At 68.1% G+C, this 15,025-nt stretch carries 8 protein-coding genes; all 8 read left to right on the top strand.

What is annotated here, in order from left to right:
- Window positions 1-3,447 (top strand): DNA polymerase III subunit alpha (locus E6K79_02325; protein ID TMQ66807.1); only part of this gene is annotated, 3,447 nt, incomplete at its 5' end.
- A 13-nt stretch (window positions 3,448-3,460) separates the two neighbouring features.
- On the top strand, window positions 3,461-4,450 hold the full coding sequence (locus E6K79_02320; protein TMQ66761.1) for an acetyl-CoA carboxylase carboxyltransferase subunit alpha: 990 nt from the start codon (window positions 3,461-3,463) through the stop codon (window positions 4,448-4,450).
- A gap of 7 nt (window positions 4,451-4,457) precedes the next feature.
- Entirely contained in the window at window positions 4,458-4,634 is a 177-nt protein-coding gene (locus E6K79_02315; GenBank protein ID TMQ66760.1) for a Trm112 family protein, read from the top strand.
- Window positions 4,631-8,797 (top strand): hypothetical protein, encoded by a 4,167-nt coding sequence (locus E6K79_02310; GenBank protein TMQ66759.1) that lies wholly within the window; start codon window positions 4,631-4,633, stop codon window positions 8,795-8,797. Before E6K79_02315 ends, E6K79_02310 begins: the two co-directional genes overlap by 4 nt.
- A gap of 104 nt (window positions 8,798-8,901) precedes the next feature.
- Window positions 8,902-9,873: a PorV/PorQ family protein gene (locus E6K79_02305; protein ID TMQ66758.1), complete on the top strand. Its 972-nt coding sequence runs from the start codon at window positions 8,902-8,904 to the stop codon at window positions 9,871-9,873.
- A gap of 15 nt (window positions 9,874-9,888) precedes the next feature.
- Entirely contained in the window at window positions 9,889-13,302 is a 3,414-nt protein-coding gene (locus tag E6K79_02300) for a hypothetical protein (GenBank protein ID TMQ66757.1), read from the top strand.
- A gap of 184 nt (window positions 13,303-13,486) precedes the next feature.
- Entirely contained in the window at window positions 13,487-14,182 is a 696-nt protein-coding gene (locus tag E6K79_02295; protein TMQ66756.1) for a hypothetical protein, read from the top strand.
- Window positions 14,154-15,011 carry a hypothetical protein gene (locus E6K79_02290; GenBank protein TMQ66755.1) on the top strand — a complete coding sequence of 286 codons (858 nt, stop codon included), beginning with the start codon at window positions 14,154-14,156 and terminating at the stop codon, window positions 15,009-15,011. Before E6K79_02295 ends, E6K79_02290 begins: the two co-directional genes overlap by 29 nt.
- Window positions 15,012-15,025: the final 14 nt, after the last annotated feature.

The raw sequence follows: 15,025 nt of genomic DNA, 5'->3' as shown, positions 1-15,025 counted from the left end.
TTCGTCCACCTCCACAACCACAGCGAGTACTCGCTGCTCGACGGCGCCTGCCGGGTCGACCGCTTGGTCGACCGCGCGGCGGGGTACGAGATGCCGGCGCTCGCGCTCACCGACCACGGAAATCTGTTCGGCGCGGTGGAGTTCTACGACCAGGCGCTCGCCGCGGGGATCAAGCCGATCCTGGGCTGCGAGGTCTACGTCGCGCACGGCTCCCGCCAGGACCGGTCCCGCACGGCGGATGGGAAGGGCGCGTACGATCACCTGGTCCTGCTGGTGCGGAATCGGGAAGGATACAAGAACCTGTCGAAGCTCTCCTCGGCCGGATATCTCGAGGGATTCCACTACAAGCCTCGGATCGACAAAGAGCTTTTGGCACGCCACGCGGGCGGGCTCCTCTGCTTGAGCGCCTGCCTGCGGGGCGAGGTGCCGCAGCTGGTGGTCGCCGGCGATACGGAGGGGGCGCGCCGCGCGGCGGCGTGGTACCGGGACCTCTTCGGCGCCGAGCACTATTTCCTCGAGATCCAGGACCACGGCCTCCCCGACGAGAAGATCGCCGCGCGCGGAATCATCGCGCTCGGAAAGGAGATGGGGATTCCGCTGGTGGCGACCAACGACTGCCATTACCTCGCCCGCGAGGATTCGGAGGCCCACGAGGTGCTCCTCTGCATCCAGACCGGGAAGACGATGCTCGACGCCGACCGGTTCCGCTTCGCCACGGACGAGCTCTACGTGAAGTCGCCGGAGGAGATGGCGGCGCTCTTCCACGAGACGCCCGAGGCGCTCCGGAACACGCTCGTCGCGGCCGAGCGGTGCGAGCTGACCCTCGACACCGAGCGGGTGCAGCTGCCGTCGTTCCCGATTCCGCCGGAGTTCGAGAGCGAGGAAGGGTACCTGCGCCGGCTCGCGCGGGACGGGCTCGCGCGGCGATACGCGGAGACCACCCCGGAGATGGAGCAGCGCCTCGCCTACGAGCTCGACACGATCTGCACCGTCGGGTACGCGCGCTACTTCCTGATCGTCCGCGATTTCACCGACTACGCGCGGCGGAACGGGGTCGGGGTCGGCCCGGGACGAGGCTCGGCCGCGGGGAGCCTGGTCTCCTACTGCCTCGGGATCACCGACATCGACCCTCTCCGCTTCGAGCTCCTCTTCGAGCGCTTCCTGAATCCGGAGCGGGTGAGCATGCCCGACATCGACATCGACTTCGCGTACGAGAGCCGCCAGAAGGTGATCGACTACGTGATCGACAAGTACGGGCGCGAGAGCGTGAGCCAGATCATCACGTTCGGAACCATGGCGGCCCGCGCCGTCGTGCGCGACGTCGGCAGGGCGCTGGCCATGACCTACGCGGAATGCGACCAGGTGGCGAAGATGATCCCCGGGGATCTGGGGATGACGCTGCCCAAGGCCCTCGAGATCGTCCCGGAGCTTCGCACGCTCGCGCAGAAGGACGAGCGCTACGCGCGGCTCATCCGCTGCTCGCTCGCCCTGGAAGGACTCGCGCGGCACGCCTCGACCCACGCGGCCGGCGTCCTGATCGCGCCGGGCCAGCTCACCGACTACGTCCCGATGTACCGCTCGCCCAAGGGCGACATCACGACCCAGTTCGACATGAAATCGCTCGAGCGGGTCGGCCTCCTCAAGATGGACTTCCTCGGGCTTCGCACCCTCACCGTTCTCGACGACGCGACCCGCCTCATCTTGGAATCGGCCGGGAAGTCGATCGACCTGCCGTCGCTCCCGCTCGACGACGCCGAGACCTACGCGCTCTTGCAGAGGGCGCAGACGGTCGGGATCTTCCAATTGGAGTCGGGGGGGATGCGGGATCTCCTCCGGAAGGTCCTGCCGGATACGTTCGAGGACATCATCGCGATCAACGCGCTCTTCCGTCCGGGGCCCATCCAGAGCGGCATGATCGACGACTTCGCGAAGCGCAAGCACGGGAAGCAGCGGGTGACGCACATGCATCCCTCGCTGGAGCCGATCTTGAGGAAGACGTACGGCGTGATCGTCTACCAGGACCAGGTGATGCAGATCGCGAACCGCCTGGCCGGGTTCACGCTGGCGCAGGCCGACCTCCTCCGCCGGGCGATGGGGAAGAAGAAGCCCGAGGAGATGGCCAGCCAGAAGTCGGCCTTCGTGGAGGGCTGCGCGCGGAACAACGTGGCGAAGAAGAAGGCCGAGGAAATCTTCGACCTGATGGAGAAGTTCGCGGGATACGGATTCGTGCGCTCGCACAGCGCGGCGTACGCGATGCTCTCCTATCATTCGGCGTACCTCAAAGCACACCATCCGGCGGCGTTCCTCGCCGCCTCGCTCACGAGCGAGGTCGGGGACACCGATCGGATCGTCACCCTGGTCGAGGAGGCGCGCCGTCTGGGCATCGCGGTCCTTCCGCCCGACGTGAACGCGAGCACGGCCGGATTCACGCTCGAGGGGGAGGCGATCCGCTTCGGGCTCTCCGCGATCAAGAACGTCGGCCTGGGCTCGGTCGAAGCGCTGGTGCGCGCGCGCACGGCCGGCGGGCCGTTCCGAACCCTGGGCGACCTCATCCGCCGCGTCGAGACCGGGAACGTGAATCGACGCGTGCTCGAGTCGCTCATCCAAGCGGGCGCGTGCGACGCGCTCGAGGGCGACCGGGCGCAGCTCCTCGGAGCGGTCGGGGATCTCCTCGCTCAGGCGCAGGAGCGCGCCCGCGGGGTGAGCCGGCACCAGGAGTCCCTGTTCGGCGGGGATCAGGCGATCGTCGCCCAGGACGCGGCGCTCCCCTGGGTGGCTCCGTGGCCGCTCGAGGAGCGGCTCAAACGTGAGCGCGAGGTCCTCGGCTTCTACTTTTCGGACCATCCGTTGGCCGCACACGGCGACGTGATCGCGGCGAGGGCGACGGCCGACACGGGACGGCTTCGCGAGCTTCGGGACAACGCGGACGTGACGCTGATCTGCCTCGTCGCCGGGATCAAGACGCACACCGACCGGAACAAACGCTCCATGGCCTTCGTCACCCTCGAGGACATGAAGGGAACCGTGGAAGCGACGGTGTTCGCCGAGCTCTATGAGCGGTCCCGCGCCCAGCTCCAGCCGGGGACGGTGCTCGAGGTACGCGGCCGCGTGAATCTCCGCGAGGACACGGAGCCGAAGATGGTCTTGAGCTCGGTAAAGACTCTCGTCGGGGGCGGGGAGTCGGGAGGTCGCTCGGTCCACATCGACCTCGTCGGGGCCGGGGCGGCCGTGTCGCTCGAGGAGATCCGGGACGTCCTGCTTCGCCACCCGGGCGAAAGCCCCGTATACTTCACCGTGCGGGAAGGAAGCGGCCCCGGCACGACGCAGATCCGCGCCAAGCGCCTGCTCGTGCGCCCGAGCGACGAGCTCCTGCAAGCCCTTCGCGAGCGGCTGGGCAACTCCGCCGTGCGCGTCGCGAACGGCCACGCCGCGGCGGTCCCCTTCTAACTCCGGAGCGCCCGTGAACGGAACCTGGCTCGACTTCGAAAAGCCGATCCTCGACATCGAGCGTAGGATCGAGGACTTAAAGGGACTCGCGCCCGAGGAGCATCCGGAAGCCGCCGAGGAGCTGGAGCGCCTCGAGCGGAAGGTGGAGCGGTTGCGGCGCGAGGTCTACGCGAAGCTCACCCGGTGGCAGCGCGTGAAGCTCGCGCGCCATCCCCGCCGGCCGTATACGCTCGACTATCTGAAGTACATCGCGCCCAATTTCATGGAGCTCCACGGCGATCGCCGCTTCGCCGACGACCCGGCCATCGTCGGCGGGCTCGCGGTCGTGGACGATCTGCCGCTTGTGATCATCGGCCACCAGAAGGGCCGCGATACGAAGGAGAACATCTACCGCAACTTCGGAATGGCCCATCCCGAGGGATACCGGAAGGCGCTCCGCCTCATGCGCCTGGCCGCGAACTACGGGTGTCCCATTGTCACCCTGGTGGACACGCCCGGAGCCTACCCGGGCTTGGGCGCCGAGGAGCGCGGACAATCGGAAGCGCTGGCGCGAAACATCCTCGAGATGGCCCACCTGGCGGTTCCGATCGTGACGGTCGTCATCGGCGAGGGCGGCTCGGGCGGAGCGCTCGCGATCGCGGTCGGGGACGTCGTGATGATGATGGAGAACTCGATCTACTCGGTGATCACCCCGGAGGGGTGCGCCGCCATCCTCTGGAAGGACGCCAGCAAGGCCGAGCAGGCGGCCGAGGCGCTGAAGCTCACCGCTCCCGATCTGCTCGAGCTCAAGGTGATCGACGAGGTGATCCCGGAGCCGGTCGGAGGCGCCCACCGCGACCCCGAGGAGGCCGCCCGCCGGGTGAAGGACGCGGTGCTTCGCCACGTGCGGGGACTGATCGGGCTTCCCGCGCAGGAGCTTCTCGACCGGAGGCTGGAGAAGTATTTGAAGATGGGTGTGTATCTGGAGGAAACCGCCACTGCCGCCGCAGGCACGCCGTCCTAGGAGGCATATGCCGCTCAGCGAGGAGCTGCTCTCGATTCTGGTCTGCCCTCAGTGCAAGCAGGATCTTCAGTACGACCGAGCCGCGGAGAAGCTCGTCTGCGTCCGGTGCGGGCTCCGCTACCCGATCGTCGACGACATTCCGGTGATGCTCGTGGAGGAAGCCGAGCGGATCGACCCGCGTTGATCCGCCGCTCGAGCCTCGCCGCCCTCGGGGCGCTCTTCGGAGCGTGGCTCGCGGCGGCGTCCATTTCCCCGGCGCTCGCCGCCGTCGACCCTCCCCGGGCCATCGTCGAAGCCATCACGCCGACCGGATACCGCGTCCGCGTTCCGCTCGGGGAGCCCTCGGTCACCCGCGGCCAGATGCTGGGATTCGAGCTGGCGGAGATCGATCTGCTGGGAGCCGACTACGAAGCCGCGCCCGGTGGTCCGCCCCTGCCCGCCCGGACGGTGTTCCTGCGCGTTCCCTGGGGCGTCGCGGCAACCGTCTCGGCCACGGAAGGCACGTCGCGCTCGCTCGGAGTCCTCAAGCCCGTCCCGTTTCCGCACGTCCTCACCGATCCGGATATCCGCTCGTCGATCCGCCCGGCGAGGATCGCCGCCGCGCTCTCGGACCTGGCGTACGCGGGTGGCGCGCCGGCCGCGCGCCCCCGGCCGGCAGGAGCGCCTCGGGACATGGCGGCCGCGGGCGAGCGGCTCCTCGCGGTGACCATTCGCCCGGTGACGTGGGATCCGGCGAGCGGGGAAGCGAGGGCGCTGGACGAGATCACCCTCGAAGTGCGGTGGGACCGGCCGGTCGAGCCGATCGCCGCCGCGTCCCCGGGTCGGATCGGGAGCGGCAGCGCGCTCGCTCCGACCAGCGGCCTGGGCCCGACCTTCCCGCTCCGTCCCGCGCCTGGGCGGGGCGCCGCGGCGCCGGCCGCGCGCCGGTCGGCGTTCGCCACGGCGGCCGTGGTGCCGCTGCGCGTCGATCTCTCGCGCCCGTGGGTCCGGCTGGGCATTTTCCGCGGCGGGCTTTACCAGGTCAGCCCGGCCGACCTCGCCGCGGCCGGCGTGGCCGCGTCGGGGATAGACCCCGCCACGTTTCGGATCTTCCGGGCCACGCCCGGGGACATCGTCGAAACCGCCGATGTCGATTCGGGACCCGATTCGCTGCGGGAATGCGCCATCGAGGTGACGGGCGCCGTCGACGGCGTGTTCGACACGGCCGATCGCATCTACTTCTACGGGACCGGCGCGACCGGATTCGGGTACGACCTGGCGCTCGGCGGGGGGGCGGAGTACCAGGAAACACAACACAGCGATCAGGAGACCCTCTGGCTCACGTGGGGTCCCGGCCCGGTGGCGACGCCGCCGCGCCGCATCGGCGCGCGAAGCGCCGCGCCCGTGACCTTGGGCGCCCCGCTCTATACGAGCGTGACGCATCGCGTTCACTACGAGCAGAACCGCCTGCCCGATTTCGACCTCTATCAACCTCCGGTTCGGTGGGAGCGCTGGTTCGATCGGCGATTCCAGCAGGGATCGCGGGTGCGCTTCGTGTTCCAGCTTCCGGGCGCGGTCGCGGGCGGGGCGGGCGACCTGCTTGTCCGGATGTGGGGCTTCGGGGAATCCATCGGGTCGTCCGTGCCGGACCATGTCGCGCGGATCTACTGGCACCGGGGCCTCGTGGACTCCGCGGGGTGGAATCTATCCAATCCCCAAGATATGACCGCGACCGGCGTGACGGTGCTGGCTCGGGATACCCTGGATGTCGACGTGCCGGTCCTGGTCGATTCGAATGATCCGAATCGCTTCGATCAGTCGAACCTCGCGTGGTTCGAGTTCATCTACCCCCGCGCGCTCACAGCGCTGAACGATACGCTCCAGTTCGCGGCGCCGGACTCCACGACGGGCCGGGTCCAGTACGCGGTCTCGGCGGTCGCGGACTCGGGCACGGTCTGGCTCCTCGACCGCACCGACCCCGAGAGCCCGGTCCGGCTCGCCGGAGGCGCGTGGGCCGGGTCGGCGCCGAGCTTCACCCTGACCGCCGAGGACTCGATCGCGCCGAGCGGCCGGATCCGCTACTCGCTCGTCTCGCTCGCGCGCGCGCCGAGGCCGCCGGTCGTCTCGCTCTATAATCCGGCACCGAGCCTCCGCGCGATCGCGGACCTGCTCGACCCCGGGAACGGCGCCGACTACCTGATCGTCTCGCCGCCGTCCTTTCTGGCCGCGGCCGAGTCGCTGGCGACCTATCGGACGCAGCGTGTCCCGGGGATCGTCTCCCCGCGGATTCGAATCGCGACGACCGATCGCATCTTCGCCCAGTTCGGCTCCGGGCGCCCGAGCCCGATCGCGATCCGAAACCTGCTTGCCTACGCCTCTCGGCATTGGGTGCTGCCCGGGCCCGCCTTCGTCTGCCTCCTGGGTGACGCCACGTTCGATCCCAAGAGCTATCAGGGAATCGGCACCCCCGATCTGGTTCCGACCTACTCCGACTACTTCGACGTGAACCTCGGCGTCCAGTTCCCGTCCGACGATTTTTACGCCCTTCTCGACGGACCGTCCGATCTCCTCGTCGATCTCGCCGTGGGAAGACTTCCCGCCGGGACCGCCGCGGAGGCGTTGGCGCTCGCGACGGGGAAAGTTCGAGCCTACGAGGGGGCGACCGACTTCGATGCCTGGCGCGCCCGGGCGATCCTCTGCGCCGACGACGCGACGCAGCGCAACAAGCCCGACAACCTCACGAACCAGCATGTCGATCAGCTCGAGCGGAACGACCGGTTCCACATTCCGTTTCCGGTCGAGAGGGCGAAGGTCTACCTGAACGACTTCGCGTTCGCCGATACGCTGCATCAGTCCAAACCCGCCGCGCGGGATGAGCTGATCGCGCAAATGAACCGAGGGGCGTGGTGGGTCGAGTACGTCGGCCACGGCAACGAGGACGTCCTTGCCGACGAGCAGGTATTCCGCTCCAGCGACATCACACGGCTCACCAACGCGGCGCGCCCCGGGCTCTTCGGCTTCTTCAGCTGCACGGTCGGAAAGTACGACGCGCCGGACGGTGAGAGTCTGGCCGAGCTGCTGCTCACGGCCCAGAACGGCGGCGCCGCCGCGTCGCTCGCGGCGAGCGGCCTGGTGCTCGGCGATTTGAGCACCGCCCTGGGCGATGCCTTCATGGACCAGCTCTTCCCGCTCGGCGCGAGAATCGACAGCGTTCGCGCCGCGGGCCTCGCCTTCGCGCGGGCCAAGAACGGGAACGCCTCCTCCACGAACTTCACGATACGGAAGTACGCCTTTCTGGGCGATCCGGCCCTCCACCCGCCGCTGCCGCGAGGGCGGGGCGTTTGGGAGAAGGGCCCGCTCGACTCGCTTTTGCGCGGCGATCCGGTCGTGATCCGCGGGCACGCGCTGATGCCCGACTCGAGCGCGGACACGCTCTCCACGGGGGTGGCGGAGATCTGGGTCCAGGGGCCGCCGTTCGTGCGCACGCAGATCGCGCCGTTCAACGGTTCGCGCACCACGTATCGCATTCCCGGCCCCACGCTCTACCGGGGCCAGGTCGCCCTGGACCGCGGGGTCTTCGAAGCCCGGTTCGTCGTGCCCGTCGACGGAAGGGTCATCGGTCCCGGCGCCCGTATCCGCGCGCTCCTCTCCTCCGCCGGCGGCGTCGGGGTCGGATGGGCCGTGGATTCGGTTCGGATCTCGGCAACCGCCTCGAGCCGCATCGACGCGACGCCCCCGACGATACGGCTTCGCTCTCCGTCCCAGAGCGACTCCACGCTCAAGCCGGGAGCGCGGGTCACGTTCGTCATCGAGGACTCGAGCGGGGTCGACCTCACCCGCCTCGACAATTCCCACACGATCTTCGTGATCGTGGACGACCGCGGAGCGCCCATCGAGCTCACGCCTCAGTTCTCGTACGACCCCGGGAGCTTCACCAAGGGGAGCGTGGAGCTGGTGGTGCCGGCCCTGGCGGACGGCCCGCACCGGGTCGAGGTCCACGCCTCCGACACCTTTCGGAATATCGGGGTCCAGACCTTTGTTCTCGAGGTCGCGAATGGCGCCGCGGCGGGGGGCGCCCTGGTCCTGGATCAGGTGTTCAACTACCCCAATCCGTTCCCCCGGGAGACCTTTCTCCACGCCCGCGTCAATCAGGCCGCGCGCCTCAAGATCCAGATCCTGACGGTGGCGGGCCGACGGGTCTGGGAGACCCAGGTCGACGGGAAAGCCGGGGAGAACTACATTCCTTGGAACGGGCGCGATTCAGTGGGAGAAAAAGTGGCCATCGGGGTGTACCTCTTCAAAGTCACCGCCGAGACGCCGTCCGGCGCCAAGGCATCCTCAATCGGACGGGCCCTTCTGACCCAGTGAACGCAGGACTCCGCACCTTGACCCTGGCTCGATTCTTCGATATTATCAGTATCCGTTCGGGGCGCGCAGGCGTCCCTCTTTTTTCGTCCGAAGGAGGTTTAAGTATGGGTCGCATCGCTACCGCATCTCTAGCTCTCGTCCTTCTCCTGGGGGCTACCGAAACCGCATTGGCGCAGTCGGAGGCCGGCGGACAGTCCATGTTGATCGCGCCCGGCGCTCGCGCTGACGGCATGGGACGGGCTTGGGTGGCGGTGGCTGACGATGCGAACGCCATGTGGTGGAACGTCGCGGGCCTCGCCTTCGTCCGGGACCACCAGGTCGGGATGACCTACACGCCACTCGTGCCGGACCTGGCCGACGACGTGAACTTCTCCTATCTCTCCTATGTGCAGCGCGTGGAGGGTCTGGGCGGGATCGGCGCCAGCTTCGGATACCTGAGCTACGGCAAGAGCGAGGGCACCGACGTGGACGGCAACCCGACGGGCGAGTTCAAGAGCTACGAGCTCGCGCCCGCGATCGCGTACGGCACCGACCTCGTGCCCAACATGGGGTTCGGCGTGGCGCTGAAGCTCGTCCGCGTTGACCTGGCGCCTCCCGGCGTCACGCTGGACGGACGCCCCGGCCGCGGCACCTCATTCGCCGCCGACTTCGGCTGGCTCTACAAGCTGCCGGCGTTGAAGGCTTCGCTCGGCGCTACCGTCTCCAACATCGGACCCAATATCTCATATATCGACGTGGATCAGTCGGACCCGCTCGGCCGGAACGTCCGGATCGGCGCGGCCTACCGGCCGATCGAGACCGAGGTGCATCACCTCCTGATCGCCGCGGACGCGACGCGCTATCTGCTGCCGGGACGCACGCTCGCCGTCGACGTGTGGGACGCGGGCGTCGAGTACGAATTCAACCGCCTGCTCGCGCTCCGCTTCGGCTACATCAGCGACCCGATCGGCACGATCACCGACATCACGTACGGATTCGGATTGGGATATCGCAACTTCCACTTCGATTTCGCGAACATTCCGCAGTCGGAGTTCCTGGATCGCGTGAACCGGTTCTCGGCCGGCTACCACTTCTAGCCGACCGATAAATCCGTGACGACGAGTCGGAGGGTCGCCCTCCGGACCCTGATCGTCTCCTTCGTAGGAAGCCAGGCCCTTTCCTTGGGTCTGGCTTCTTCCGTTTTCGCGGCGCAGGCCCCCGGGCGCGCGCCGTGGCGCGTGACGCGCGGCCAGGTGGAGGCGGCAAGGACGGCGCCGCAGCGGGGCCAGGACGCGGCCGCCCGGCGGCTGGAGCTGCGACGCGCGGTGCCCGATCACCTGGGTCCGGTCCGGCACGCCCCGTGGATCACGCGCGGGCGGATGCCGCTCGCCCGGTCGGTCATGGGACGGCTCCAGCGGTCGACGGCGTTCGCGGGCGTCCCGGACACCGTGCGGGTGCTGGGCATCCGGGTCGATTTCAACACAGACCGCCTCGGATCCCAGACGACGACGCCAGACGGCCGGTTCGACATGCGGGACGGAAAGGCGGTCGGGATCGCCATCGACCCGCCGCCGCACGATCGGAGGTTCTTCCTCTCCCATCTCGAGGCGATGTCCCGCTACTGGCACAAGCAGTCGTACGGCAACCTGGTCGTCCTCTACGACGTCTATCCGAAGGGTGACAGCGCCGCGTACCGGCTGGGCGACACCGGGGATTACGGCCCATGGACTCTCGGCTCCGCCTCGTATGATCAAGCGCAGCGATTCTTCAAGGACGCCATCCGGCTGGCTGATGCGACCGATTCGATCCCGTTCGGAGCCTTCGACGTCGTCTGTCTCTTCCACGCGGGGTCCGACTTTCAGTCCGACGTCGCGGGCAACAGCCCCCGCGATTTTCCGACGTTCCAGATCGGCCTCACCGATTCCGTGGCGGTGAACGGCGGCGCGGTCGGAATTCACGGGGGCATGGTCATGCCGGAGACCGAGGATCAGGACGGCCTCTACGGCGCCCTGAACGGCACCATGGCCCACGAGTTCGGCCACACCCAGGGGCTGCCCGACCTCTACGACATCAACACCTTCTTCCCCGCGGTCGGCGTGTGGAGCAACATGGATTCCGGATATCTGCTCTCGACCGCGCTCCAGGACGAGCAGAGCGGGGCGATTGTCGAGGCCAGCGGTGTCCTGCCGGTGAGCCTGGATCCCTGGTGCAAGTCGGTGCTCTGGCCCGACGGGGTCGTGAAGGTCGATCCTGGCCGCTCGCTCACGACCTCGCTTCGCTCCTCCCAGCTCCAGAACCGCCTGCTGCGCGTCCCTCTGGGCGCGGACGAATACCTGCTCGTCGAGAATCGCCAGGCGGACCTGAACGGCGACAACACGGTCTACTTAGACCGGGACTCGACGAAGCAGGTGATCCTCGGCCCCGGGTTCTCGAGCGCCGATCCCAGCGATTCCCTGGGGGACCGGGAGTACGACTTCCTCCTTCCCGGGCAGGGCGTTCTCGTCTGGCATGTCGATGAGACCGTGATCTGCACGCCGGTCAACGATTCGACGTTTCTCTGCGGCCCGAACGCCAATCCCGATTTCGGCATCAACTCGAATCCCGAGCGGCGCGGCCTCCGCCTGCTGGAAGCGGACGGGATCGAGGACATCGGGAACCCCAAATCGAGCTACTTCTTCGGCAGCCCCTTCGATCCCTACTTCATCGGGAATCACACGCGGCTCTCCGACGACACCAATCCCAGCTCGCGGACGAACGACGGCGCTCGCGGCCACATCGATCTGCGGGTCCAATCGGTCCCGGGCGTCGAGATGACCGTGTCGATCGACTCCGATTGGCGGCTTTCGGGGTGGCCGGTCTCGGCGGAGCGCGCGCTCAACGGAAACGCCCCGACGACCGGGGTCTTTCTCCGCGACGGTAGGAGATCGGTCGTGGCCTCGGCCGACAGCCTCATCTACGGATGGATGGCGGACGGGTCGTCGTTCTACTCGTCCCGAACCGACGGTGAGTGGGCGGCGCTCCCCTCGAGAATCCGCGGCGCGGTCCTGTTCGCCGACAGCATCTTCAAGGGGAGCGCGCCGACGCACGGCGCCGGGGTGGTGGCGACAGGCATGGACGGAAACGTCTACGCCTTCCGTCCGGAGGCGCGGACCGACGCGACCTCGAGCCCGCTCATCGGCTGGCCGCCAGTGCTCGACACGAACGCGCCCTCGGTGACCGCGACCACGGCTCCCGTTCTCGCGTCGTCCGGCGCCGTGATCGTGGGCGGAAGCGACGGCCGCATCTTCGCGATCACGCCGCAGGACAGCGCCGTGGTACCCCTCGTCGCCGCGATCTGCGACACGCTGATCGTCGGAGGATTCCCGGTCGTTTCGGACGTTTCGAGCAACCTCGCCGTCGGGCGGTTCACCGGGGCCGGCGGCTATCAGGTGGCATACGCGCTCCGGAACGGGACCGTGAGGGTCGTCGACCAGGCGAGCAAGGACCCCGGGCGATTCCAGGCGCACTGGAACGTCGGCGCGCCCGGCTTCGAGCCGTACCTGCTCGGGGTCGACATGGACCGCGCAGCGGATCGAAATCTCGAGCTGGTCGTGGTCGATCCCTTGAGGCGGCGCGTCCACTGCTACAACCTCGCTGGGGCCGAGCTGCCGGGATGGCCGGTCTACGTGCCCGCGGGTCTGCCCGGACCGGTCGCGGCGGGAGACCTCGACGGCGATGGGTACCCCGAGATCTTCGCCGTCGACGCCCAGGGATACGCGCATCGCTGGAACCGGAACGGGGTGGAGGGACTGGGGTGGCCCGTCTCGCTGACCAGGCGCTACGGGCCCGGCGCCGTCGGAGGCTCGGGATCCCCGATCGTCGGGGATGTCGACGGTGATGGCCTCCCCGAGGCGCTCCTCCCTCTCGAGAACGGCATCCTCGTCGCGCTCGAGGCGGACGGCCGCGCCAGCGCGGGCTGGCCCATCTCGGTGCCCGGGGGCGGCGACGACACGCCGCTCCTGCTCACCTTGAACGGCGCGGATATGTCCCCGAACCCGGCCGGCCCCGCGTGGCTCCACCTGGTGGCCGGCGGGGGATTCAACGGCAGCCTGGGCGGTTATCAGCTCGCTGCGCGCGCCGATAGCGCGCTCGCGTCGGGGGTGGGGGTTTCGATCCGCACCCCCTGGCCGGGCTTCGCGGGGGACCGCCGCCGCTCCTCGGTCCTCGACGATCTCAACCAGGGGCCGCTGGCCGCCTCGCCGCCCGTGCTCCAGCCCGGGTCGGTCTATTGCTACCCGAATCCGGCCAGAGGGGATGAGATCGGCGTGGCCTACACGCTCGGGGCAGGCGTGACCGAGGTGATCATCCGCGTGCTGGACCCGCTGGGGAACGAGGTCAGCCGGGTCACCCCGACGCCCGGCCCTGCGGAAAATGTGGCGAAAATCGGGCTCCGAAACCTTGCCAGCGGGGTATACCTGGTGCGAGTCGAGGCTCGCCGGGGGGGCGTCAAGGACGTCGTTTTCCAGAAGTTCGCGGTTGTCAAGTAGGCCCATCCCGGTTAGAATTAAATCGTTGTTCGAGAGCCACTTCAGCCCGGCGCAAGGACCAAATCTGACTCGATTCCGTATCGTTCCCGCGCTCCTCGCGACCTTGTTCGTCGCGGCCTCCATCGCGCCCCCGGCCCAAGCCTCCCCGTTGGACTTCAGGGGATTTTCTCCCGGCGAAATCTTATTGGCTCAGCGCTCGATCGCCGACACGGTGGAGACGAAGGCCACCAATCCGCCTCAGGTCCCCTACGATTCCATCCAACCGCCGCCGAGCCCCGAGCACACCAAGTCGGCGGGGAAGGCATTCCTGTACAACTTGGCGGTGCCTGGTGCGGGGCACCTCTACGCCGGATACAAGCGCGGATGGGTGAACATCGGGGTCGAAGGACTCTCCTGGATCACCTACTTCTACTACCGCGATCGCGGGCACACGAAGGAAGATGAATTCCAGGCCTACGCGGACGACCACTGGGACTACGCGCGGTGGATCAGCCAGTGCGGTTGCGGGGGATCGCCGGAAGACAGCCTCATCCGCGGATTCCGGGACAACAACCGGCAGCAGTACTACGAAGACATCGGCAAGATCTCGACCTACTTCGGAGGTTGGCAAGACTACAACGCCTCCACTAAAGAATCCGCGGACCGCCGCTTCTACCGGGGCATTCGAAACGACAGCAACAATTTCTTGAAGAACGCGAACTACGCGCTGGCCGCGGCGTTCGTGAACCGCATCGTCAGCGCTGTCGACGTGCTCCGCCTCGTCAAGAAGAAGGGTCGAGGGGTCGAGCTGGGCGGCGACACGAGCCTCTTCATTCGACTCCACTCGAAGCCCTTCAACCGAGACAACGGCATTGGCGTCCAGCTCTCGAAGCGCATTTAAGGCCGCCGTCTTCGCGCTGGGTCTGACGGCGGCGGTTTCGGCCGCGGCGCCGGCCAGAGCCGCGCTCGTCGTCGAGGCCGACGCGTGGTCGCCGCTCTCCGCGCTATACGACGGCGGGTTGAGGTTGGCTCAGGATCCCGAGCCCGGCCAGACGACCACGCCGCGACCGAATGCGGCGCCCGCGGGCGAACCGCCGAGACAGGCGAGAAAGAGAGCGTTGCTCTACTCCCTCCTCGTTCCTGGAATGGGTGAGCTCTCCATGGGCGCGAAAGGCCGGGCGGTCGGCTTCTTCACCGGCGAGGGCCTCATCTGGTCGAACTTCATTTACTGGAAGGTGGCCGGACATCTCAGGAAGGACAACTACATCGAGCAGGCGATGCTGAACGCCGGCGTCGGCGTGACGAGCGAATCGGACGACTACTGGCGCCTTGTCGGCCAGTTCGAGCGATCGAGCGGCTCCGGCCCGGGGAGCTACGAAGAGGACCTTCGCCGCGAGGCCCGGGACCTGTACCCCCGCGATCCGGCGGCGCAGGACGCGTTCGTGGCGCAGAAGCTTCCCACCGGGGATCGCGCGTGGGACTGGTCGTCGCCGGATCTCCAGAGCTCGTACACGACCACGCGAGAGAACTCGAAGCGCGCGTTCAACCGGGCCCAGTATTCCTTCGCGGCGGCGGTCCTCAATCGCGTCCTAAGCGTCATCGACGTTCAGCTGCTCCGCCGCAAGGCCGCGAAGGAGCTGCGATCGGGTTGGACTCGACCCGACACCCGCGTCTACGCGGATACCGACGCCGACGGGTACGGGAGAGTGGTCCTAGAGCGCCGGTTCTAGCGCCTCCCACCGCT

It is taken from the genome of Candidatus Eisenbacteria bacterium (genome assembly GCA_005893305.1).
Classification (GTDB): domain Bacteria; phylum Eisenbacteria; class RBG-16-71-46; order SZUA-252; family SZUA-252; genus WS-9.
Note: the sequence above shows the minus strand (reverse complement) of the source record. Positions and strands in the feature narration are given on the sequence as shown.